This is a genomic window from Leucobacter sp. M11 (genome assembly GCF_035726885.1).
GTDB lineage: Bacteria > Actinomycetota > Actinomycetes > Actinomycetales > Microbacteriaceae > JAPFRB01.
Genome location: NZ_JAPFRB010000002.1, coordinates 72,386 through 93,411, shown reverse-complemented (window position 1 = coordinate 93,411; position 21,026 = coordinate 72,386). Strand labels below are relative to the sequence as shown.

The following is a 21,026-nucleotide window of genomic DNA, read 5'->3' as shown; positions in this document are numbered from 1 at the left end:
TCACGAGCGCGGTTTTCCCGCTGAAGTCGAAGGTCGCGTTGCCCATCAGTACCAGTTCCCATCCACCGTCAGGCCGCCGTCGGCCATGAGGAGGTGCCCGTTCACATAGGAGGAGGCCGGGCTGGCGAGGAAGTGTACGGCCTCGGCAATTTCGGCTGCCTCGGCGAAGCGGCCCAGGGCGGTGCGTTCCCGGATGAGGGTGTCGCGCAGCTTGCCCTCGGCGATCAGGGTGTCGATCAGCGCCGTCCGCACGTATCCCGGCCCGACCGCGTTGACCCGCACGCCCTCGCGCCCCCACTCAACCGCGAGGGTTCGGGTCAGACCGGCGATGCCGGCCTTTGCGGTGGTGTAGCTTGCGCGGCCGGGCATCCCGGTCAGCGCGGCGACCGAGGCAACGTTCACGATCGTGCCGCCCGTGCGCTTGAGGAGCGGGTAGGCGGCCCGGCAGCTGCGCATGGTCCCCGTGACGTGGATGTCGAGCATGAGCGTGAAGTCCTCGTCGCTGACGTCGGCGCTCGGGGCCGGGCGGGCGATTCCCGCCGCGTTCAGCACGGTGTCGAGGCGGCCCTCGGTGGCGTCGATGCTCGCGTAGGCGGCCAGTACGGTGTCGTTCTGGGTGACGTCGACGGCGAGGCCCCGGGCGTTGTCGGGGCCGAGCTTGGCGACCGCGTCCGCGAGGGTGCTCGGGGAGAAGTCGAGCAGCACGACGCGACCGCCCTCCTGGATCCAGCGGCGCGCGAAGGCCAGGCCGATGCCGGAGGCTCCGCCGGTGATCGCGGCGACCGGGCGGGCGGGATGGTCGGAAGGGGGGATCATGTGCTGAGCTCCTTTGGTCGGATCCGGCGGGTGGGCCGCGGAGAACGTATTTGTATCCAATTCTAGGGCATAACGCCGTTAATCTGCGAAAATTGCCGGGAGAAGTTTTTGCTTTGGATCCAATCAAGGTTATTGTTGCTGATGTGACGCCTGTCACGCCCCCGTGAGTCCAACGCCGAACCATCGCAGCCCGGCGTGCGTCAAAGAGAGAGTGTCATGTCAGAATCCACCCCCCTGAGCCCTGACGTTTCCTGGGTCGAGCTCCGCACCACCTCGGCGGACTGGGACCGAGCGGACCCGGAGCTGCTGCGGACGATGCTCGTGCAGATGCAGCTCATCCGCGCCTTCGAGGAGCGCGTGCTGGAGCTGGCCGGAGCCGGCCTGGTGCACGGACCCGCGCACTCCAGCATCGGTCAGGAGGGGGGCGCCGTCGGCTCCGCCGTGACCCTGCGCCCGGGCGACGGGGTGAACGGAACCCACCGCGGACACCACCAGTTCCTCGCGAAGGGGCTCGCCTACCTCGCCCGGGACCGCGGCGGGATGATGGGGCTCACGGACCCGATCGACGGGCCGACCCAGGCGTTCCTGGAGCGCACGCTCGCCGAAATCCTCGGGCTGGAACCCGGCTTTAGCCGGGGCCGCGGGGGGTCCATGCACCTGCAGTGGCTCGAGGCCGGGGCCCTCGGCACGAACGCCATTGTCGGCGGCGGCGTCCCCCTCGCCGCCGGGAACGCCTGGGCGCAGCGGCAGGCGGCCGCCGCCGCCGACCCCCGGGACGCCGACGTCACCCTCAGCTACTTCGGCGATGGCGCGACAAATATCGGTTCCGCGCTGGAGACGATGAACCTCGCCGCGGCGTGGAAGCTGCCGATGGCCTTCTTCATCGAGAACAACCTCTACGCGGTCTCGACCCACATCAGCGAGGTCACGGCGGAGGCCCGGCTCTCCGGGCGCGGCCCCGGCTTCGGCATCCGCTCCTGGCGGGTCGACGGCATGGACCCGCTGGCCGTGCACCTCGCCACGCAGGAGGCCCTGGCCCACATGCGGCGCGGTGACGGGCCCGCCGTGATCGAGGCCGAGGTCTACCGGTACTTCCACCAGAACGGCCCCTTCCCCGGCTCCGCCTTCGGCTACCGCCCGAAGGACGAGGAGCGTTCCTGGCGGGACCGAGACCCCATTCAGCGCGTCATCGCCGAACTGACCTCGCGCGGCCACCTGACCGCCGAGGAGGTCGACGAGATGACCGAGATCGTCTCGGCGGCCTGCTCCGCCGCGGTCGCGGCGCTCACCGAGCAGGACCCGGAGCAGAAGCCCGGGGTTCGCCGGATCCGGCCCGAGCTCTGGCCCGACCCGAGCTTCGTCGACGTCGGAGTGCGCGGCGACCTCTCGGAACTGGCCGGCGCGCGCACGGAGGAGGCCGAGAGCTTCGCGGGCGAGCTCGCGGAACGGAAGTTCATCGACGTCGTCGCCGAGGTCATGCACGCACGGATGAGCACGGACGAGCGCATCGTGGTCCTCGGTGAGGACGTGCACCGGCTGAAGGGCGGCACGAACGGGGCCACCAAGGGGCTTCGGGACGCGTACCCGGACCGGGTGTTGGGCACACCGATTAGCGAAAACGCCTTCGTCGGGCTCGGCGGCGGGATCGCCATGGACGGGCGATACAAGCCCGTCGTGGAATTCATGTACGCCGACTTTATGTGGGTGGCGGCCGACCAGCTCTTCAACCAGGTGGGCAAGGCCCGGCACATGTTTGGCGGCTCGGGAACCATGCCCTTCGTGCTCCGGTCCAAGGTTGCCCTCGGCACCGGCTACGGCTCTCAGCACTCGATGGATCCCGCGGGGGTGTTTGCCACCCAGCCCGGCTGGCGCATCGTCGCCCCCTCGACCCCCTTCGACTACGTCGGCTTGATGAACGCGGCCCTGGAACTGGACGACCCGGTAGTCGTGCTGGAGCACGTCGACCTGTACGCCTCAACGGGGGTCGGCCCCGTCGCGGACCTGGACTACCAGACGCCGTTCGGGCGCGCCGCGATTCGGCGCGCAGGAGAGGAGGTGACCGTGCTGACCTACCTGGCGATGGTGCAGCCCGCCCTGGCCGCGGCCGAGGACGCCGCCCTGGACGCGGAGGTCATCGACCTGCGCTGGCTCGACCGGGCGAGCCTGGACTGGGACACGATTGGTGCCTCGATCCGGAAAACCGGCAACGTGCTGATCGCCGAGCAGGGCGCGCTGGGCGCGTCCTACGGGTCCTGGCTGGCCGACGAGATCCACCGCCGCTTCTTCGACTACCTGGACCAGCCCGTCCAACGCGTCACCGGGGGAGAGGCCTCCCCGAGCATCTCCCGGGTGCTGGAGCGCGCCGCCTACGCCCACACGGAGGAAGTGGCCGCCGGCCTCGCCCGTGTCGCCACGAATATCGCCCGGTAACTCGGAGAAACAGGAGAACGTCATGGCCACTCTGCTGAACATGCCCGCCATCGTCGCCGATGCGACGGACGCGGTGTTGCACGCCTGGATGATTCCGGTCGGAGCCCCCTTCTCTGCCGGGGATGCCCTCGCGGAGATCGAGACCGAAAAAGCCACGGTGGAGCTGGAAGCCGAGACCGCGGGCCGGATCGCGCACGTCCTGGTCGACTCGGGCACCAGCGTGCCCGTCGGCGCCCCGATCGCGGTCGTCGCGGCCGAGGGGGATGACGCCGCCGAGATCCAGCGCGTGCTGGCGTCCGCCACCACGGCGGCGAGCAGCACCGCGGGGACCGTGGCCCCGGACGGCCCCGGCCCGGAGACCGTTCCGGGCTCCGTCCCGGAGGGCGCGGGTGCCGCGCTCGCCGCAGCGCCCGAGTCGGAGCAAGCCCCGCGGCTGTTCGCCTCGCCGCTCGCCCGGCGCCTGGCCAAGGAGGCGGGCGTCGACCTCGACGCGCTGCGCGGCTCCGGTCCCTCCGGGCGCATCATCCGCAGCGACGTGGAGCGCGCCATCGGGCAGCGGCAGGCATCGGCGGCATCCTCGACCGCGCGCCCCGCCGCCCAGACGCAGCCGGAACCGCCGACGCTCGTCACGGACGGGGAGGCCGGGGAGCGGATCCCGCTGACCCGGATGCGGCAGACGATCGCGCGGCGGCTCACGGAGTCCAAGACGCAGGTGCCGCACTTCTACCTCTCCGCCGAGGTTCGGATGGACGAGTTGCTCGCGCTCCGGGCCGAGCTGAACGCCTCTGGCGGGCAGAAGATCACGGTCAATGACCTCGTCGTCCGGGCGATTGCCCTCGCCCTCGCCGAGGTGCCCCAGGCAAACGTCTCCTGGGGCGGCGATCACCTGGTGCAGCACCGAACCTCGGATGTGTCGGTCGCCATCGCGACCGAGGGGGGCCTGTTCACCCCGGTGGTGCGCGGGGCCGAGAGCCGCTCGATCGGCGCGGTCAGCGCGGACATCGCCGACTTTGCGAGGCGTGCGCAGGACGGCAAGATTCGCCCGGAGGAACTGGTCGGGGGCTCCTTCTCGGTCAGTAACCTCGGCATGTACGGGACCCGCGAGTTCTCCGCGATCCTGAACCCGCCGCAGGCGGGGATCCTCGCCGTCGGCGCAGCCGAGCCGCGGGCGGTCGTCCGCGAGGGCGAGATCGAGGTGGCCACCATGATGACCTGCACCCTCTCGGCCGACCACCGGGCGATCGATGGGGCCGTCGCGGCGCAACTGCTCCGGGCGTTCCAGCGGCGCATGGAGCAGCCGCTTTCCGTGCTGCGCTAGGCGAGCACCGCGGCAACCGAAACGGGCCGTGCCGGGGAGAAATCCTCGGCACGGCCCGTTTCGGGTCACGCGGGCGTTAGCTGGACAGCCAGCCGCCGTCGACCGCGAGGACCTGCCCGGTGATGTAGCTGGCGGCGGGGGAGGACAGGAACGCCGCGGTGCCCGCGATCTCCTCCGTGCGGCCAAAACGGCCCATGGGGATGCGGGCGAGCATCTCCGCGCGCCGAATCGGGTCCTCGAACACGGCCCGCGTGAGCTCCGTCTCGATATAGCCCGGGGCGATCGCGTTGACGCGGATACCCGCGCCCGACCACTCGGTGCTCAGGGAGCGAACCACGCCGAGCAGCCCGGACTTTGCCGCGGAGTACGCGATCATGTTCGGGATCCCCAGGGAGCTGGCGAGCGAGGCAACGAAGGTGTGGGAGCCGCTGGCCCCGGCGAGGAGCTGCCGGCGGCCGACCTCCTGGCTGAGCCGGAACGGCGCGGTCAGGTTGACGCCGAGGACCCGCTGCCACTCGTCGGCGGGGAAGTCCGCGGCGCTGGAACGGTGTTGGATGCCGGCGGCGTGGACGACGTGCGTGATCGCGCCGCCGAGGGCCGCCTCCGCGGCGTCCACGAGCGCGGGCACCGTCTCCGGGGCGCTGAGATCCCAGGCAACGGCGGCGTGCCGGGCCCCGGGGGAGCGGGTCGGGAGGCGCTCGGCAACGGCCGCCAACTGCGCGGCGGTGCGCGCGACGAGCGCGACGCTCGCGCCCTGTTCGGCGAGCGCGCCGGCAATTGCGGCGCCGATGCCGCGACCGGCTCCGGTGACCAGGATCCGGTCGCCCGGAACGTGAAACTGGGACATGTGGCCTCCTCAGGGGCTGCGATCAGTGTGGGGTGGGGGAAAACGAGGGGTGGAACTGGGGTGTGGGGCAGCCCGGCAGCCCGGCGGCGAGGTGCGATGCTCGCGCGTGGCCGCCCGCGGGGAACACGGGAGGGGTCGAACCAGTCTGCACTGGTTCGACCCCTCCCGGTGACGGCGCTCGGGCTGCCCGCTAGCGCGGCAGCGGCTGATCGAGCTCGCGCAGGTCGATCCCCGAGGTCTCCCGCATCGTGAGAGTGGAGATCAGCGTGAACGCGCAGAGCACCATGACGTAGGCGCTGAAGACCCACTCCAGGCCGACGTTTTGCAGGAGCTGGTTCAGATAGGGTGCGGTGCCGCCAAAGAGCGCGACGGCCATGGAGTAGGCGAAGCCGATGCCGCGGGTGCGCATCGCGGTCGGGAAGTTTTCCGCCTGCATCGCCGCGAACATGGAGCCAGCGATCGCCCAGAACAGCAGGGCGATCAGCTGCGGGATGAACAGCTGCCACCAGTCGGCGCCGACCATCGCGGCGAGGGGGAACGCGAGCGCAAACATGAACGAGGCGAAGACGATCATGAGCGGCTTGCGGCCAAAGCGGTCCGAGAGTCGCCCGAAGAACGGGAGCGCGACGAGGACAATCAACTCGGTGCCGAAGGTGACCCAGTAGGCGGTGGAGGATTCCATGCCGTAGGTCTTGATCGCGTGCGTGTGCATGTAGCTGGTCCAGGTGTAGTGCACCACGGTAATGCCGGAGGTGAACAGGATCATGCGGATGACCGAGAGCACCATCCGCTTGCGCGGCCACACGACGGCCAGCTGGGCGGCCTCCGCGGCGGCCTGCTCCGGGGTCTTCTCCTCGGCAAAGACCTCGGACTCCTCCATGTGGCGGCGCATCCAGAGCACGATGAGCGCGGCGAGGGCCCCGATCAGGAACGGGATCCGCCACCCCCAGGCCTGGGTACCCTCGTCGCCGAGAATCCCCGTGATGAGCGCGCCGCAGAGGAACGCCAGCATGGAGCCGCCGACGATGGCAACGTGAATCAGCGAGGACCACAGGCCCCGGCGCTCCTTCGGCGCGATCTCCGCGACGTAGGTGGTCGAGGTTGCGGACTCACCGCCGTGCGCGAAGCCCTGCAGCACCCGGGCAAACAGCAGAATGACCGCGGCCCAGATGCCGACCTGCTCGTAGGTGGGCATGATGCCAATGATAAGGCTGCCGACCGACATCATGATCATGGTCGTGAGGAGGACGAACTTCCGGCCCTTCCGGTCGGCCACCCAGCCGAAGAGCATGCCGCCGAGCGGGCGCATCAGGAAGCTGACGGCGAGGACCGCGAAGGTGGACAGCAGGCTCGACGCGGGGTTTGCGGGGTCGAACATGGCGACCGCGATGAAGGGGCTGAACACCGCGTAGGCGCTCCACTCGAACCACTCCAGGATGTTTCCGGAGGTGCTGGCCAGCAGGGAGCGGCGCATGTCCGTGCTGAGGGGGGCCGCGGTCTCCGGCGACGGAGCTCCCACGGCGTCAGCCGAGGGGCGGCCGCCGGGCCGCGTTGGCGTGGGGGGAATCGACAAGTGACGCTCCTTTGAGTCTCACATCGTGGGGTGGGATTTCAATCGTTCCCCCAGAATCACAGATTTTGGATCCAATGGCAACTCCAGGCTGGGTTATGGTGGGTTAAAGTTGGCAATATCGCATTTGGTGGATCCAATTGCGGGATAGGCGGTCCGGTCGGAGCCGGGCGCAGAGGAGGAACGCATGACGAACCCCAGCGGAACGAGCGAGCAGGCGGGGATCCCCGGGCTCCGCGGCACCGACCACTTCGGGATCACGGTTCCGGACCTGGCGGAGGCGCATCACTTTTTTGTCACCGTCCTGGGCTGCGAGCACGTGTACTCCGTGGGGCCGTTCCTCCCCGAGGGCGACTGGATGCGCGAGCACCTGAACGTCCCCGCCGAGACGGTCATGCGCGAGGCGCGGCTGTACCGCTGCCGGACGGGGTCCAACTACGAGGTGTTCCACTACGAGGTGCCGGGACAGGCGCAAACCCCGCCGGCGAACAGCGACGTGGGCGGAAACCACATCGCGCTCTACGTGGACGACATCGACCAGGCCGTCGCCTACCTGCGGGAGCATGGCGTTCGCATCCTGGGGGAGCCGCACCGGAGCACGGGGGACAGCGCCGGGCAGCGCTGGGTCTACTTCCTCTCCCCCTGGGGGCAGCAGTTCGAGCTGGTGTCCTTCCCGCAGGGCAAGGCCTACGAGGCGCGGACCCGGGCCCGGCTGTGGGATCCGCGCGACCTCGCGGCCGGGTCGGACCGGGACGCGAACGCCCCGGTGCGCTAGGCCGCGGCGGGACCGCCCGCGGTGAAGCGGACGTTGACCCGGGCCTCGACCGTGAGGTCTTCCGGCTGGAACTGGGCACCGCTGCCGCCCGGCGCGCTCATGCGCAGCGAGTCGGACATCATCGCGGACCGCGCGAACGGGGGCTGCTCGGGGGAGAGCAGGCCCGGGTCGCTGACCTCGACGGGCGTGACCGTGCCGAGGGCGAGGGCCGCGGCGTAGACCTCGGCCTTGCGGACCGCGGCCGCGACGGCCTCGCGCTGGGCGGCCTCCAGGACGCGCTGCTCGGTGTCCTCGCGGAGCGACCACTCGATCCCGTCGAGGGTGGTGCCCTCGACGAGCGTGATCTCGGCGACCCAGGCGCTCAGCGCGGAGAAGTCCGAGAAGCGCACGGTGATCTCGGCCTTGGCCTCGTGCTGGAGCGGCTTGACCTCGCCCTGATCGTTCCAGGGGCGGTAGGACCAGAACCGGAGCTGTCCGCTCGTCCACGAGTCAACCTCGGCCTCGGGGAGGGCGCGAACGCTGTCGATGACGGCGGCGTGCGCGCGGTTCGCGGAGTCGACCACCTCGGCTCGATCGGGCGAGCTGAAGCCGACCGAGAGGCGGACGGCGCCGAGGTCCGGGGCGATCTTTTCGGTCGCCTGACCGGTCACGGTGATGGTGGTCGCTGCGCGTGCGTTCGTCATGGGGCTCCCCGGGGTGGTGTGGGGTGCCCCAGCGAAGCGCTGGGGCACCGGGGCCCCACGCGCTAGGCGGTGAGGTCCTCCTGGACACAGTATGAGGTCAGTTCGCCGATTTTCTCAATGGTGACGGTGACTTCGGTGCCGGGCACCAGGAACAGCTGCGGCTTCCGCGAGCGACCCGCGCCGCCGGGGGAGCCCGTCGATATGAGCGTGCCGGGCAGCAGCGTGGTGGACTGCGACAGCGCAGAGACGAGCTCGGCGACCGAGCGGATCATGAAGCCCGTGGTCGAGTCCTGCACGCGCAGCCCGTCCACATCGGTCGTGATCGCGAGCGCCTGGGGGTCGGGCGCCTCGTCGGCGGTCAGCACCACCGGGCCGACGGGGGTGAAGCCGTCGAAGGACTTGCACCGGCTCCACTGCGGCTCCAGGAACTGCAGGTTGCGGGCGGTGATGTCGTTGACGGCGGTGTAGCCGAAGACGTAGTCGAGCGCCTCCTCGACGGAGACGTTCTTCGCCGGGCGGCCGATAATGACGCCGAGCTCGCCCTCGTAATCCACCTCATTGGAGAGGCGGGTCGGCAGGGGAACCTCGCGGCCGTGACCGTTCAGGGAGTTCGGGAACAGGGCGAACAGGACCGGGCCCGAGTCGTTGTTCAGGCTGAGCTCGCTCGCGTGCTCGTCGTAGTTGAGCCCGACCGCGAGAACCTGCGGCGGGTTCAGGACGGCAGAAGAAAAACTGAGGTCTTTTAGGGGGGTCCCGGCGTCGGCGGGGGCCTGCTGCAGGGCGGCGGTGACCTCGTCGAGGGCCTCGGGGCCGGCTTCGATCAGGTCCTGGAGGTGCGGAAACGAGCGGTTCGGGACGAGATCGGCGACGAAGTGTGCCATCTCGTCGACCACGATGGCAAGGGTCGGCTGGGCGGAGGGGCTGTCAGAAAGATGTGCAAACTTCACACTCTGTAGGGTACGCGATTCCTCGGCGCGGCGCAGACCCGAGTCGAGGATCGACCGAAAACCGGCCGGATGGCAGGATAGGGGAATGCACACGACGCCTTCTGAACCCTTCGGCCAGCGCTCGGGAGCCCCGGTCGGACAGCGGGCGATCGACCCCGGGATCCCCGCGATGCGTCCCGCGCGGCGCGGCACCGGCTCGCTGGTGCCGCTGATCGTCCTCATCGGCCTCGTCTTTGTCTTCCTGCTCGTGCTCGGGTACCTGGCCGCCTCGCTCGGCCCCGGCGCGGTCATTGTCTGCGGCCTCGCCGCCCTCGTGCCCCTCGGCTTCGTCGTGGCCGGGGCCGCCTGGGTGGACCGCTGGGAACCCGAGCCAAGGCTGGCGGTGCTGACGGCCTGGCTGTGGGGCGCTGCGGCCTCCGTCGCCCTGACGCTGCTCATCCAACTCCCGCTGGTCATCGCCTCTGGCGGCAACGGCGACGAGTTCATCGAATCCGTCGTCAGCGCCCCCATCATCGAGGAGAGCACGAAGGCGATCGGGCTGGCCCTGATCTTCCTGATCTGGCGGCGCACCTTTGACGGCCCCATCGACGGCATCGTCTACGGCATGATCATCGGCGCGGGCTTCGCCTTCACCGAGAACATTCTCTACTTCGGCGACGCGCTGCTCAACGGGGACGCGATGCTTTTCACGGCGACCTTCTTCACGCGCGGGCTTCTCTCGCCCTTCGCGCACGCAATGTTCACGGCGGGCACCGGCTTCGCGATGGGGCTCGCGGTCACCCGGGGCCGCCCGGTCGCGCTCTGGGGCGTTGCCGGGCTGGGTCTCGCGGCGCTCCTGCACTTCCTCTGGAACCTGTCCACGTTCATCGACTTCTACGGGCTCTACGTCCTCATCCAGATGCCGCTGTTCGCCGCCTGTATCGTGCTGATCACCTTCCTGCGCCGCAGCGAGCGCAGGCGCACCGAGGAACGGCTCCTCGAGTACGCCGAGGCGGGCTGGTTCAGCCGGAACGAGGTCTGGCTCGTCGCGACGAAGCCGGGGCGGGCGCAGCTGCGGGCGTGGGCGGAGACCCGGGGCCCCGGGGGCACCCGGGCGGCGAAACACTTCGTGCGCGACATGACCGCGCTGTCCGCGGTGCGTGACCGGGTGCACGCGAGCGGGGGCCGGGATCGCGCGGTGCAGCGGGAGGCCGAGCTGCTCGCCGCGATCACGCAGACCCGCCAGGGGCTGTTTTTCGGCGCGTCCGCGTAACCGGTTTTTCTGTCAGCGAACGCACACGCGGGGGCCTCGGAGAACGGGCACAATAGAGCCATGACTGAATCAGCGCTTACGAAGCCCGAGATCGAATTTCCCGACGGCCCCGCGCCCGCGGAGCTTGAGATCACCGATCTCGTCGTGGGCACCGGCGAGGAAGCCGTGGCCAGCTCCACCGTCAACGTCCACTACCTCGGTGTCGAGTACAGCACCGGCGAAGAGTTCGACTCCTCCTGGGGCCGCGGCGAGTCCATCAACTTCCCGCTGCGCAGCCTCATCCAGGGCTGGCAGATCGGCATCCCCGGCATGAAGGTCGGCGGCCGCCGCAAGCTTGTCGTGCCCCCGGCTCAGGCCTACGGCAACGGCGCCGGGCACCCGCTCGGCGGCAAGACCCTGATCTTCGTGATCGACCTGCTGGGTGTGAGCTAAGCCACAGCGCCAACGAGAAACGCCCCGACCAAGCGGTCGGGGCGTTTCTCGTCTCCGGGTGTCTCCCCCGGACGGGAACGATTAGTCCCAGCCCTCGGGGGCTGCCTCCTGGCTGGTGAGCACGCGCAGCTGCTCGGCCAGGGGCCGGTGGGCCACGACCGCGAGCCACTCACCGGGGGCGGAGCCGTCGCGGTGCCCGAGCACGGCGGCGCCGGACTCGGCCGCGATGAGGAAACCCGCCGCGTAGTCCCAGGGCTGGAGTCCGCGCTCGTAGTAGGCGTCGAGTCGGCCGGCGGCCACCGCGCAGAGGTCGTATGCGGCGGAGCCCAGGCGGCGCAGGTCGCGCACCCGGGGGAGCAGCGCGGCGGCGATGCCCGCCTGTTCGGCCCGGCGCTCGCGCGAGTAGCCAAAGCCCGTGCCGACCAGGGCCTGCCCGAGGTCTTCGAGGCGATTCGGGCGGATGCGCTCGCCGTTCAGCGTCGCGCCGCCGCCCTGGGCCGCCGCGAACACCTCCCCGGTCGTGGGGATGTAGACGCAGCCCGCGATGGCCCGGCGCCCGTCGGCGCAGCTCGGGTCCGCCACGGTGGCCGCGACGCTCACGGCGTAGATCGGCAGGTCGTAGAGGTAGTTCACGGTGCCGTCGATGGGATCGAGGACCCAGGTGATCTCGGAGGAGCCCGTGACGCTGAGCCCGCCCTCCTCGCCCAGGACGGAATCGTCAGGGCGGCGGTCGGCCAGCAGCCCGATCAGGGTGCGCTCGGTGGCGCGGTCGGCCTCGGTCACCACATCGGTCTGGGTGGACTTCGTCGCGGCGACGCGGACGCCGCGGCCGCGCAGGTCTTTGGCGAGGTTCCCGGCCTCGACGGCGATCTCGATCGCGATGGCACGCAGGGCCTGTGCCAGGGGGGTGGGTGATGCGCTCATGACTCGAATCTATCCTGTGCCGGGGGGTCCCACGGGTTCCCCCGCCGCGAAACGCGCCCGCCCCGGGAACGGGACGGGCGTGTTTCGCGACGGAAAACCGCGGGTGGAGCGGGGCCTACACCTCGCTCTTCGCGCTCATCCGCTGGGAGAAGTACACGGGGATGAGGGAGAGCAGGATGATGACGGTGGCCACGACGTTGACGAGGCTGCCCTCGTTCGGGCGCGCCATCTGGTTCATAAACCAGAGCGGCAGCGTATCCACGCCGGGGGGCGCGGTGAAGATCGTGACGACAATCTCGTCGAAGCTCAGCGCGAAGGCGAGCAGGCCTCCGGCGATGAAGGCGCTCCGGAACTGGGGGAAGGTCACGAGCCGGAAGGTCTGCATGATGCCGGCGCCGAGGTCCATCGAGGCCTCTTCGAGATTCGGGTTCATCCGGCGCAGGCGGGCGATCACGTTGTTAAACACCATGACCACGCAGAAGGTCCCGTGCGCGATGATCATGCCCGCGTAGCCGACCTTGATCCCGATCGGGTCGAGGACGTTGTGGTACGTGTTGCTGAGGGCGACACCGGTCACGATGCCGGGCAGAGCGATCGGCAGGATGACGAGCAGGTTGACGACGTTCTGGCCGAAGAAGCGGTAGCGCTGCAGCGCAAAGGCCACCAGGGTGCCGAGCACGAGCGCGATCGCGGTTGCGCCGACGGCGGTGATGACCGAGTGGCCGACCGCCTGGCGGATGGGCTCGCTCGTGAAGGCCTTCTGCCACCACTCGAGGCTGACGCCCTTGATGGGCCAGCTGGACACGCGGGCCTCGTTGAAGGAGTTCATCACCACGAGGGCGAGCGGGGTGTACATGAACAGCAGGATCGCGGTGACGATCGCGCCAAGGCCGATCTTCGCGGTGCGGGACAGACGCAGCATGGCGGCCTCCTAGAGGTTCTCGAGTGCGCCGGTCTTGCGCACCGCGGTCAGGTAGATGAGGACGAGCACGATCGGCACCGCGGAGAACGCGGCGGCGACGGGCGGGTTCAGGTTGATGTTCGAGGCGATCACGCTTCCGATCATCTGCGTGGATCCGCCGACGAACTTCGCGGCGATGTAGTCGCCGAGGCTCAGCGAGAAGGTGAAGATGGACCCGGCAAACAGTGCGGGCTTGAGCAGGGGAACCACGACGTCCCAGATGGTGCGCCAGCTCTTCGCGCCGAGGTCGCTCGACGCGTCGAAGAGGTTTGCGGGCACCTGGCTCACGGCGGTGTAGACGGGGATCGCCATGTAGGGGAACCAGAGGTATACGAGGGTGAGCACGACGGTGCCGGCGCTGAAGCCGGGGCCGGTGATGCCGACCGGGCCGAGCAGCCAGTTGAAGAAGCCGTCCTCGGTGAAGGTGACGCGCATCGCGAGGACCTTGACGAGATAGCCGGCCCAGAGGGGGAGCGTGACCGCCACGGCCAGCAGCGAGCGCAGCCACGGCGAGGCGATCTTTGCCATGAACACGGCCAGGGGCACGGCGAGCAGGGCGCAGATCAGCGTGACGAGCAGCGCGATGCCGAGCGTGCGCAGCGTGGTCGACAGGTACGCGGAGTTCGTGAAGATGTTCGCGAAGTTTTCCAGGGAGAAGCCGGGCTTCACCTTTGAGGTGAACGAGTCGGTCGTCCAGAAGGCCGTGATGAGCAGCATCACGAGCGAGAAGATGTAAATGCCGATCAGCCAGGCGAGCGGCGCGGTGAGCAGCGCGCCGAGGCGGAGCTTCGGGCGCCGAAAGAGAGCGGTGGAGAGCGGCCGGCTGGGGCTTTCCGTGGGGACGGTTGTGGTCACGTCGGTTCCTCGTTGATCGATCGTTGTGCCGCGGGGCGCGGCGGGCGCTGCCGGGGACTGCGGGGTGCTGCGGTGGCGCGGCTGGGTGCGCGGCTGGGCGACGCGCAGCGGGGGTGCGGGGGGCGGGGTGACCGGGGCCACCTCGCCCCCGCGGGGCCGGAAGGCCCTAGCTCTTGACGGTCTGCCAGGCGTCCGTCCACTGCTGGAAGTTCGTGCACAGGACATCCGTGCGGCCGTCAACGCACTGCTCGATCGGCGTGGTCCAGAACCACACCTTCGAGTAGTAGTCCTCGTCCTCGGCGTTAAAGAGGTCGCAGTGCGCGCGGGCCTCGTCGCCGGACTCGCAGAAGGCGGTGTTCGCGGGGGCCATGCCGAAGTTCATGGCGATCGCGCCGTTCACCTCGGGGGCGGAGGTGTAGTCCATCCACTGGTACGCGCAGTTCGGGTTCTTCGACTTCGAGGAGATCATCCACGCGTCGGACCAGCCGGTCGAGCCCTCCTTCGGGAGGACGCCCTGCATGCGGTCATCGCCCGAGAGCTTCCGGAGCACCTCCCAGGAGGTGCCCACGACGCTCGTGCCGCCCGTGAAGGAGGTGATCTGCGCCGTCGGGTCGCCCCAGTACTCGCTCACGATGCCGTTGCGCTCCTTGAGGAGGTCGACCGCGGCGGCCAGCTGCTCCTCGTCCAGGGCGTAGGGGTTGGTGATCCCGAGGTCCGGCTGCGAGTCCATCAGGTACACCGCGGCGTCGGCAATGTGGATCGGGGCGTCGTAGCCAATGATCTTCCCGGCGTAGGGGCTGTCCTGCTCCCAGGTGATGTCCCAGCTCGTGGGGGCCTCCGTGACGACATCCGAGTTGTACTGCAGGATGTTCGCGCCGCGGCCGATCGGGATGCCGTAGCTCTGGCCGTTGATCGTGTCGTAGACCTGGCCCTTCATGCCCTCGGCAATGTCGTCGCCGAAGTTGGGGATCAGCTCGGTGTTGATCGGGGCCACATCGCCGCCCGCGATGAGGCGCAGGCTCGCGTCGCCCGAGGCCGAGACGAGGTCGTACTCGCCCGTGCGCATCAGGGTGACCATCTCGTCCGAGGTGCCCGCCACCCGGCGGTTAACCTGGCAGCCGGTCTGCTCGGTGAAGGTATCGGACCAGGCGGGCTCGACGAAGCCGGCCCAGGCCACGATGTTGACCTCCTGCTCGTTCTCACCGGCCTTCTCCAGCATGGGAACGTCGGGGACGTCGATGCTGAGTCCGCCCGAGCCGGACTCGGTCGGCGCGTCTGCCGCGGAGCAACCCGCGAGCAGGAGTCCCGCGACCGCCACCATGGCGGGCAGCAGAATCTGCTTCTTGTTCATGTGAATCTCCTTTAGGGGATGGTGAAACATCGGTGTTTCGTCAGTGACGTGTGAGCGGGGCGAACCCCGGGGGGCTTAGGCCGGGCGCTTGGCGACCGCGGTGGCGTGGTCGATCCGGAAGATCGCGGTGCACTGATCGCCCCGACGGAACCCGGTCTCGGCCCCCGGGTGCTGATCGTTCTGGGCCTCGGCGAGGATGCGCATCCCGGACTCGGCGCGCACGATGTACCGGGTGCTCTTGCCCGTGTAGACCGTCTCCTCGATCCGGCCGGGCAGCGCGACCTCCTCGGCGCTCGCCGCAGCGCCGGGCTGGGCGAGGCGGACCCGCTCCGGGCGGATGCTGTGCATCCGGTTGATCCCGAACAGCGGCTCGCTCTCCTCGGCGGTGATGAGGTTCGAGACGCCGAGGAAGCCGGCAACGAACTCGGTGCGCGGGTACTCGTAGACCTCGCGCGGCGTGCCGACCTGCTCGATGCGCCCGTCGTTGTACACGGCGACGCGGTCGCTCAGGGTGAGCGCCTCCTCCTGGTCGTGCGTCACGAAGATGAAGGTGATGCCGACCTCGCGCTGGATCTGCTTCAGCTCGATCTGCATCTCCTCGCGCAGCTGCTTGTCGAGGGCGCCGAGGGGCTCGTCGAGGAGCAGCACCTTGGGGCGCAGGATGAGCGCGCGGGCGAGCGCGATGCGTTGGCGCTGGCCGCCAGACAGCTGGGACGGCAGCCGGTCGGCGACGTGATCGAGCTTGACCTGCTTGAGGGCGACCTCGACGAGCTCCGCTCGCTCGGCCTTGCCCACCTTGCGGACCTTGAGGCCGTAGCCGACGTTCTCGGCGATGGTCATGTGCGGGAACAGCGCGTAGTCCTGGAAGACGGTGTTCACGTCGCGGTCGAAGGGGGCCGCGTTCGTGACGTCTTCGCCCTCGAGCAGGATCGTCCCGGCGGTCGGCTCCTCGAATCCGGCGATCATCCGCAGCACGGTGGTCTTGCCGGATCCGGAGGGGCCGAGCATCGAGAAGAACTCGCCCTGGCGGATGTCGATGTCCAGGTCCTGCACGGCGTACACATCGCCGAAGGCCTTGCTGACACCGCGGACCGAGACGGCGATGTTGTCCTGGGACGTGGACACGGTTCCGGTGACCGGGGGATGGGTGTTCATGGTGCTCCGTTGCTCCTCACGGTGAGTTTCACTGTGTGTGAGGGTTAACATATGGCACCAGATGTTTAAAGCGCAAGTCCGGTCCCCGGGGCTCGCGGTTGCTCAGGGGATCCCCGGGGGCGCTGTGCCAGAATCGAGGAACCACACCGAACGAGCACGCCCGCGCCCCGCGGGCGGAGAGGCAGCATCCATGGCCGCAGGATCGTCGCGCGGGTCCCGGATGCACTCCGCCGTCTTCGCGCCCATCGGCGACGAGGGGCGGGCCTCGCTCGTTGAGGGGCGGATCGACCGGGCGATCTCGGCCGGGGCGCTCGCCGACGGGGAGCGCCTGCCGAGCGAGTCCGAGCTGGCCCGCTCCTTCGGCGTCGCGGTGGTGACCGTGCGCGAGGCGCTCGACGCGCTCCGCAAGCGCGGGCTGATCGAGACCCGGCGCGGGCGCAGCGGGGGCAGCTTCGTGACCGCGAGCCGCTCGGACGCGGTCGCAAATAACGAGGGCAGCCTGCTCGCGATGCCCCGCGTCGAACTCAATGACCTCGCGGTGCACTACGAGACCATCGCGGCCGCCTGCGCCGAGTTTGCCTGCGTCAGGGCCACCCCGGACGAGCTTGAGGTGATTCAGGAGATTCTCGCGGAGGCCCGCGGGGCCGGCCGCGAGGCCTGGCGTCGGATTATCACGGATGTGCAGCTGGAACTCGCGGGGCTCAGCCAGTCCGTGCGGCTCACCCGCGAGCACGTTCGGCTGCAGGCCGAGTTCACGCCGCTGCTCACCCTGCAGGACGGCGACGCGGAGGCCAGGGAGCGCTCGCACGACGCGCTCACTGAGCAGGTGCAGGCAACGCTCGACCGCGATTTTCCGCGGGCCAGGGCGGCGATCCGGGAGAGCGTCTCCGGCTCCCTGCGCTGGCTCGTGCGGCGACGAGCCACGCTGTCGGCTGGCCTTTTGGGGGGTGAGCGTGTCACACTCGATCATTCTCTGTCCGCTCAGGAGGGCCCATGACACCGCGCAACGACGCCGCCGTTTCGGTCACGCTCGACCTCGTCGATGAGTTCTTCGGCGGGGTCTTTGACTCGCTCGCCTCCTGGCTGCCCACCCTGGAGCAGCAGCTCGCGCCGGTCATCCGCACCGGCGGGCTGACCGGGGCGGGCCTCGCGAGCCTCATCGAGGCCGACGCCCTCGCCGTGATCGGCGACGCCTGGCTGCCGATCTACGGCGCGGGGTTCTGCGCGACCGCCGAGGTTATCGGCTCCGGCAATCCCCTCGCCTGGTGGCAGGGTCCGCAGCGGCAGCCCCTGCTCTCCGCGGCGATCGTGGGGGAGCAGTACGCGGTGGACTACCGTCGCCTGGAGTGGTTCCGGGTGCCGGAGCGCACCGGGCGGGGTCACGTTGCCGGGCCCTACGTTGACTATCTCTGCTCGAACGAGATCACGCTGACGAGCTCGCTGCCCCTGTTCGTCGACGGGGCCTTCGTCGGGGTCGCCTGCGCGGACGTGCTCGTCTCCTCGCTGGAGGCGACGCTGCTCCCCGCGATGGAGCGACTGGAAAACTGCGCGACCCTCGTGAACGCCGGGGGGCGGGTCGTCGTGTCGTCCAATCCGGACTACGCCACGGGGGATCCCTATCGCGGCGTCCGGCCCGGCGACTCGCTCGAAACGCTGACCGAGGCGGTGGGCGAGCGCGCCGGCGCGGTCGTGCTCCGTTCCGAGCGTTTCCCGCTCGCGGTCGTCGTCGAGCGGCCCTAGTTTCCGGCCCCCGGCCGAACCTGTTATGCTGGATCGGTTGCCGTCCAACGGCCGCGGAATAAGAGAGCCCCCAGCATCCCGCTGCGGGCGCCGCGCAACGAACAGAAAAGGGGGTCCCTCTATGGCACTTGCAGTTGATGTCAAGAAGGCGATCATCGAAGAGTACGCTACCCAGCCCGGTGACACCGGTTCCCCCGAGGTCCAGATTGCCCTGCAGACGCAGCGCATCAAGGACCTGACGGAGCACCTGAAGGACCACAAGCACGACCACCACTCCCGTCGTGGCCTGCTGCTCCTGGTCGGTCGCCGTCGCCGGATGCTCGGCTACCTGCAGGCAGTCGACATCATGCGTTACCGTGCGCTCATCGAGCGCCTCGGTCTGCGCCGCTAAGTTCGGCCAGGCTCTCGGCTGATCGCCGAGACATTGGCAGAAGCGCCCGTCACCCTCGCGGTGGCGGGCGCTTTTTCGTGCGCTCCCCCGGGCGGACGCCAAGATCCGGTCGCTGGCCGGGCCGCCCTGGCGGGCCAGCCCGGGGCGCGTTGGCGGCTCCGCTGGGGTGTCCCCCGGGGGCCTCATCCGGGCGGAAAGACGGGCTGATCCGGGGTTGTCTGACAACAGGGTGGGTGTCCCCGGTTTCTCAGGGAACGCTCAGGCAGGGTACGATGGAGTTCATGACTCAGGCCACGGATACGCCCCCCTCACGCAGCGGCCTCGCCGCGACCCTTGACCGATACTTTGGCATCACGAAGCGGGGGTCGACCCACGGGCGCGAGTTCCGCGGCGGGCTCGTCACCTTCTTCACGATGGCCTACATCGTGGTGCTCAACCCGCTGATCATCGGTGGCTTCAGCAAGGACGCCGCCGCGCTCGACGTCGAGGGCAGCTGGCTCGACGCCGCGCAGGTCGGGGCCGCCACCTCGCTCACCGCGGGGGTCATGACGATCCTGTTCGGCCTGATTGCGAACCTGCCGTACGGCATCGCCGCGGGGCTCGGCATCAACTCCTTCCTCGCGGTCTCCGTCGTCGGCCAGGTCACCTGGGCCGAGGCGATGGGACTTGTGGTCATCAACGGCGTGATCATCGTGATCCTGGCCTCCACGGGCCTGCGCACCCTGGTCTTTAACGCGGTGCCGCGCCAGCTGAAGATCGCGATCACGGTCGGTATCGGCCTCTTTATTGCCTTCATCGGGCTCGTGAACTCCGGCTTTGTGACCGGCACGCCAGCCGGCCCGCCCGTCCAGCTCGGCAGCGCCGGCTCCGTGGCGACCCTGCCCACGCTGACCTTCGTCATCGGCCTGATCCTGATGGGCGTGCTCATGGCCCGTAAGGTCCGCGGCGCGCTCCTCATCGGCATTGTGGGCACCACCGTGCTCGCCATTGCGCTGGAGGCCCTGCTCAAGCTGGGCCCCGCCTTCGAGAACGAGGGCGGCTGGAGCCTGAACGTGCCCCAGATCCCGGGCCAGGTCTTTGCGCTGCCCGACCTGAGCCTGATCGGCAACGTGGACCTGTTCGGCTCCTTCGAGCGGATCGGTGCCCTCGGCGCGACGATGCTCGTCTTCACGCTCGTCTTCACGAACTTCTTCGACGCAATGGGCACCCTGACGGGGCTCACCGCGACCGCTGGGCTCGCCGACAAGAACGGCGACGTGCCCCGCCTGAAGCGCGCCCTGATCGTCGAGGGCGTCGGCGCGATCGCCGGTGGCGCGGCCTCCGTGTCCTCGAACACGATCTTCGTTGACTCGGCCTCCGGGGTCGGCGAGGGAGCCCGCACGGGCCTCGCGAACGTCTACACGGGCCTCTTCTTTGTCATGGCGATGTTCCTGACCCCCCTCACCCAGGCGGTGCCGCTCGAGGTGGCCGCCGCCGCCCTCGTCGTGGTCGGCGCGATGATGATGGCCCAGATCAAGGAGATCGACTTCGCCGACTTCTCGGTCGCGCTGCCCGCCTTCATGACGATCGCGGTCATGCCCTTCACCTACTCGATCGCCAACGGCATCGGCGCGGGGTTCATTTCCTGGGTGCTGGTGCAGTCGCTGTCCGGCAACTGGCGCAGGGTGAGCCCGCTGCTCTGGATCGTCGCCCTCGGCTTCGTCGTGTACTTCGCACGCGGCCCCCTGGAGTCCGTGCTCGGGCTGTAGCTCCCGACTGCGCGCGCACACGCCCCCGAGAATCGATGATTTTCGGGGGCGTGTGCGCGTGCGGACGGTTAGAAGAAGTTGTACCTGATGGTGAAGGCGAGAAAAAACACGATGGTCTGCAGCAGCTGGGAACCGGCCATGCCGATGGCGACGTAGCCGGCCCAGCGGATCGCGAGCGGGGAGGTCCGGCGCACCGAGATCAGCCCCAGCACGAGCGCGATCAGGTTGCTGAGGTTCATCAGCGGCAAGGTGACGTTCTGCACCATTCCAGATATGTCGAAGGAGACGCTCTGGACGAAGGTCTGGAGGAACCCGATGACGAGCGCGACGAGCGCGACGATCAGCGCAGCCAACGCGAGCGTGTTGCGTGGCCGGGGGCCAGCGACCGGCGGGGGGAAGCCCTGGGGCGGGAACGCCGGGCCCGGAGGGGCGTACTGCGGCGCGGGCTGAGCAGGGTATGCGGGCTGGGCTGGGGGCGCAGAGTGGTCGGTCATGGCTCTAGCCTAGGCGGGGCTCGCGATTGAGCAGCCGGAACTTCTTCCGCTGTTCCGGCGCGCGCTCGGGGCGCTGTGGCACCCGGCGTTCCCCTCGATCGCGCGCAGGACGCCGGACCGGAGGGGGGGCACCGCGGCCCCGGGCGGTGAGGACGCAGCTCCCGGAGATCGACTTCGCAGCATGCTCCGTCGCGCTGCCGGGCGTCAAAGCGATCGCGGTCATGCCGTTTCCCGGGGCGCTCGCCCGCACCCGGCAGCACCCAGCGGTACCCCGCCCGTGCGGAGCGGGGGCACCGCTGGGTGCGCGGTTCCGGCTAGAAGTACCAGGAGGCCCGTT

General features: G+C 69.4%; 20 protein-coding genes. 9 read left to right on the top strand and 11 right to left on the bottom strand.

The genetic code is table 11. The features are described from left to right. Positions 1-45: 45 nt before the first annotated feature. Positions 46-816, bottom strand: a complete 771-nt coding sequence (locus OOT08_RS04545; RefSeq protein ID WP_325091378.1) for an SDR family NAD(P)-dependent oxidoreductase — start codon at positions 814-816, stop codon at positions 46-48. Positions 817-1,032: 216 nt separating this feature from the next. Here OOT08_RS04545 and OOT08_RS04540 point away from each other — a divergent pair, with 216 nt between their 5' ends. Together OOT08_RS04540 and OOT08_RS04535 are read left to right on the top strand one after the other, a co-directional pair. Next, positions 1,033-3,246, top strand: coding sequence for an alpha-ketoacid dehydrogenase subunit alpha/beta (locus OOT08_RS04540; RefSeq protein WP_325091377.1), 2,214 nt, complete (start codon positions 1,033-1,035; stop codon positions 3,244-3,246). A 22-nt stretch (positions 3,247-3,268) separates the two neighbouring features. Then, positions 3,269-4,564 (top strand): dihydrolipoamide acetyltransferase family protein, encoded by a 1,296-nt coding sequence (locus OOT08_RS04535; protein WP_325091376.1) that lies wholly within the window; start codon positions 3,269-3,271, stop codon positions 4,562-4,564. A 76-nt stretch (positions 4,565-4,640) separates the two neighbouring features. Here the strand turns inward: OOT08_RS04535 and OOT08_RS04530 are convergent, their stop codons facing one another. Beyond that, positions 4,641-5,411 carry an SDR family NAD(P)-dependent oxidoreductase gene (locus tag OOT08_RS04530; RefSeq protein ID WP_325091375.1) on the bottom strand — a complete coding sequence of 257 codons (771 nt, stop codon included), beginning with the start codon at positions 5,409-5,411 and terminating at the stop codon, positions 4,641-4,643. Positions 5,412-5,601: 190 nt separating this feature from the next. Continuing rightward, positions 5,602-6,984, bottom strand: a complete 1,383-nt coding sequence (locus tag OOT08_RS04525; protein WP_325091374.1) for an MFS transporter — start codon at positions 6,982-6,984, stop codon at positions 5,602-5,604. A 184-nt stretch (positions 6,985-7,168) separates the two neighbouring features. On the opposite strand from OOT08_RS04525, the gene OOT08_RS04520 reads away from it, so the two are divergent. Further along, on the top strand, positions 7,169-7,756 hold the full coding sequence (locus tag OOT08_RS04520; protein WP_325091373.1) for a VOC family protein: 588 nt from the start codon (positions 7,169-7,171) through the stop codon (positions 7,754-7,756). On the opposite strand, the gene OOT08_RS04515 is transcribed toward OOT08_RS04520, so the two are convergent. Then, positions 7,753-8,439 carry an SIMPL domain-containing protein gene (locus tag OOT08_RS04515; protein WP_325091372.1) on the bottom strand — a complete coding sequence of 229 codons (687 nt, stop codon included), beginning with the start codon at positions 8,437-8,439 and terminating at the stop codon, positions 7,753-7,755. The genes OOT08_RS04520 and OOT08_RS04515 overlap by 4 nt on opposite strands. A 62-nt stretch (positions 8,440-8,501) precedes the next feature. Beyond that, positions 8,502-9,386, bottom strand: coding sequence for a fumarylacetoacetate hydrolase family protein (locus tag OOT08_RS04510; protein ID WP_325091371.1), 885 nt, complete (start codon positions 9,384-9,386; stop codon positions 8,502-8,504). 85 nt (positions 9,387-9,471) lie between these two features. On the opposite strand from OOT08_RS04510, the gene OOT08_RS04505 reads away from it, so the two are divergent. Together OOT08_RS04505 and OOT08_RS04500 are read left to right on the top strand one after the other, a co-directional pair. Next, positions 9,472-10,638, top strand: coding sequence for a PrsW family intramembrane metalloprotease (locus tag OOT08_RS04505; RefSeq protein WP_325091370.1), 1,167 nt, complete (start codon positions 9,472-9,474; stop codon positions 10,636-10,638). A 60-nt stretch (positions 10,639-10,698) separates the two neighbouring features. Then, complete coding sequence (locus OOT08_RS04500) at positions 10,699-11,070, top strand: FKBP-type peptidyl-prolyl cis-trans isomerase (protein WP_325091369.1); 372 nt, start codon at positions 10,699-10,701, stop codon at positions 11,068-11,070. A gap of 81 nt (positions 11,071-11,151) precedes the next feature. On the opposite strand, the gene OOT08_RS04495 is transcribed toward OOT08_RS04500, so the two are convergent. From OOT08_RS04495 to OOT08_RS04475, 5 genes are all read right to left on the bottom strand, one after another. Then, positions 11,152-11,994, bottom strand: coding sequence for an inositol monophosphatase family protein (locus tag OOT08_RS04495; RefSeq protein WP_325091368.1), 843 nt, complete (start codon positions 11,992-11,994; stop codon positions 11,152-11,154). A 115-nt stretch (positions 11,995-12,109) separates the two neighbouring features. Next, positions 12,110-12,916 carry an ABC transporter permease gene (locus tag OOT08_RS04490; RefSeq protein WP_325091367.1) on the bottom strand — a complete coding sequence of 269 codons (807 nt, stop codon included), beginning with the start codon at positions 12,914-12,916 and terminating at the stop codon, positions 12,110-12,112. A gap of 9 nt (positions 12,917-12,925) precedes the next feature. Next, positions 12,926-13,810: an ABC transporter permease gene (locus OOT08_RS04485; RefSeq protein ID WP_325091366.1), complete on the bottom strand. Its 885-nt coding sequence runs from the start codon at positions 13,808-13,810 to the stop codon at positions 12,926-12,928. Between the two features lie 166 nt (positions 13,811-13,976). Beyond that, positions 13,977-15,161 carry an extracellular solute-binding protein gene (locus OOT08_RS04480; protein ID WP_325091365.1) on the bottom strand — a complete coding sequence of 395 codons (1,185 nt, stop codon included), beginning with the start codon at positions 15,159-15,161 and terminating at the stop codon, positions 13,977-13,979. Positions 15,162-15,236: 75 nt separating this feature from the next. Beyond that, positions 15,237-16,316: an ABC transporter ATP-binding protein gene (locus OOT08_RS04475; protein ID WP_325091364.1), complete on the bottom strand. Its 1,080-nt coding sequence runs from the start codon at positions 16,314-16,316 to the stop codon at positions 15,237-15,239. A gap of 190 nt (positions 16,317-16,506) precedes the next feature. Between OOT08_RS04475 and OOT08_RS04470 the strand changes: the two genes are divergently transcribed. The 4 genes from OOT08_RS04470 to OOT08_RS04455 all read left to right on the top strand — a co-directional run bounded on the left by OOT08_RS04470 (position 16,507) and on the right by OOT08_RS04455 (position 20,195). Further along, complete coding sequence (locus OOT08_RS04470) at positions 16,507-17,313, top strand: FadR/GntR family transcriptional regulator (protein WP_325091363.1); 807 nt, start codon at positions 16,507-16,509, stop codon at positions 17,311-17,313. Beyond that, positions 17,310-18,056, top strand: a complete 747-nt coding sequence (locus OOT08_RS04465; protein WP_325091362.1) for a cache domain-containing protein — start codon at positions 17,310-17,312, stop codon at positions 18,054-18,056. The genes OOT08_RS04470 and OOT08_RS04465 overlap by 4 nt, the downstream gene beginning before the upstream one ends. A gap of 121 nt (positions 18,057-18,177) precedes the next feature. Beyond that, positions 18,178-18,447 (top strand): 30S ribosomal protein S15, encoded by a 270-nt coding sequence (gene rpsO / locus OOT08_RS04460; protein ID WP_325091361.1) that lies wholly within the window; start codon positions 18,178-18,180, stop codon positions 18,445-18,447. A 281-nt stretch (positions 18,448-18,728) separates the two neighbouring features. Further along, positions 18,729-20,195, top strand: coding sequence for an NCS2 family permease (locus OOT08_RS04455; protein WP_325091360.1), 1,467 nt, complete (start codon positions 18,729-18,731; stop codon positions 20,193-20,195). A gap of 68 nt (positions 20,196-20,263) precedes the next feature. Here the strand turns inward: OOT08_RS04455 and OOT08_RS04450 are convergent, their stop codons facing one another. Then, on the bottom strand, positions 20,264-20,689 hold the full coding sequence (locus OOT08_RS04450) for a hypothetical protein (RefSeq protein WP_325091359.1): 426 nt from the start codon (positions 20,687-20,689) through the stop codon (positions 20,264-20,266). Positions 20,690-21,026: the final 337 nt, after the last annotated feature.

What these genes read in the sequence shown, in the direction of transcription:
- OOT08_RS04545 (WP_325091378.1), bottom strand. Translation starts at nt 816, where the DNA reads ATGATCCCCCCTTCCGACCATCCCGCCCGCCCGGTCGCCGCGATCACC.
- OOT08_RS04540 (WP_325091377.1), top strand. Translation starts at nt 1,033, where the DNA reads ATGTCAGAATCCACCCCCCTGAGCCCTGACGTTTCCTGGGTCGAGCTC.
- OOT08_RS04535 (WP_325091376.1), top strand. Translation starts at nt 3,269, where the DNA reads ATGGCCACTCTGCTGAACATGCCCGCCATCGTCGCCGATGCGACGGAC.
- OOT08_RS04530 (WP_325091375.1), bottom strand. Translation starts at nt 5,411, where the DNA reads ATGTCCCAGTTTCACGTTCCGGGCGACCGGATCCTGGTCACCGGAGCC.
- OOT08_RS04520 (WP_325091373.1), top strand. Translation starts at nt 7,169, where the DNA reads ATGACGAACCCCAGCGGAACGAGCGAGCAGGCGGGGATCCCCGGGCTC.
- OOT08_RS04515 (WP_325091372.1), bottom strand. Translation starts at nt 8,439, where the DNA reads ATGACGAACGCACGCGCAGCGACCACCATCACCGTGACCGGTCAGGCG.
- OOT08_RS04505 (WP_325091370.1), top strand. Translation starts at nt 9,472, where the DNA reads ATGCACACGACGCCTTCTGAACCCTTCGGCCAGCGCTCGGGAGCCCCG.
- OOT08_RS04500 (WP_325091369.1), top strand. Translation starts at nt 10,699, where the DNA reads ATGACTGAATCAGCGCTTACGAAGCCCGAGATCGAATTTCCCGACGGC.
- OOT08_RS04495 (WP_325091368.1), bottom strand. Translation starts at nt 11,994, where the DNA reads ATGAGCGCATCACCCACCCCCCTGGCACAGGCCCTGCGTGCCATCGCG.
- OOT08_RS04490 (WP_325091367.1), bottom strand. Translation starts at nt 12,916, where the DNA reads ATGCTGCGTCTGTCCCGCACCGCGAAGATCGGCCTTGGCGCGATCGTC.
- OOT08_RS04480 (WP_325091365.1), bottom strand. Translation starts at nt 15,161, where the DNA reads ATGAACAAGAAGCAGATTCTGCTGCCCGCCATGGTGGCGGTCGCGGGA.
- OOT08_RS04475 (WP_325091364.1), bottom strand. Translation starts at nt 16,316, where the DNA reads ATGAACACCCATCCCCCGGTCACCGGAACCGTGTCCACGTCCCAGGAC.
- OOT08_RS04470 (WP_325091363.1), top strand. Translation starts at nt 16,507, where the DNA reads ATGGCCGCAGGATCGTCGCGCGGGTCCCGGATGCACTCCGCCGTCTTC.
- OOT08_RS04465 (WP_325091362.1), top strand. Translation starts at nt 17,310, where the DNA reads ATGACACCGCGCAACGACGCCGCCGTTTCGGTCACGCTCGACCTCGTC.
- rpsO (WP_325091361.1), top strand. Translation starts at nt 18,178, where the DNA reads ATGGCACTTGCAGTTGATGTCAAGAAGGCGATCATCGAAGAGTACGCT.
- OOT08_RS04455 (WP_325091360.1), top strand. Translation starts at nt 18,729, where the DNA reads ATGACTCAGGCCACGGATACGCCCCCCTCACGCAGCGGCCTCGCCGCG.
- OOT08_RS04450 (WP_325091359.1), bottom strand. Translation starts at nt 20,689, where the DNA reads ATGACCGACCACTCTGCGCCCCCAGCCCAGCCCGCATACCCTGCTCAG.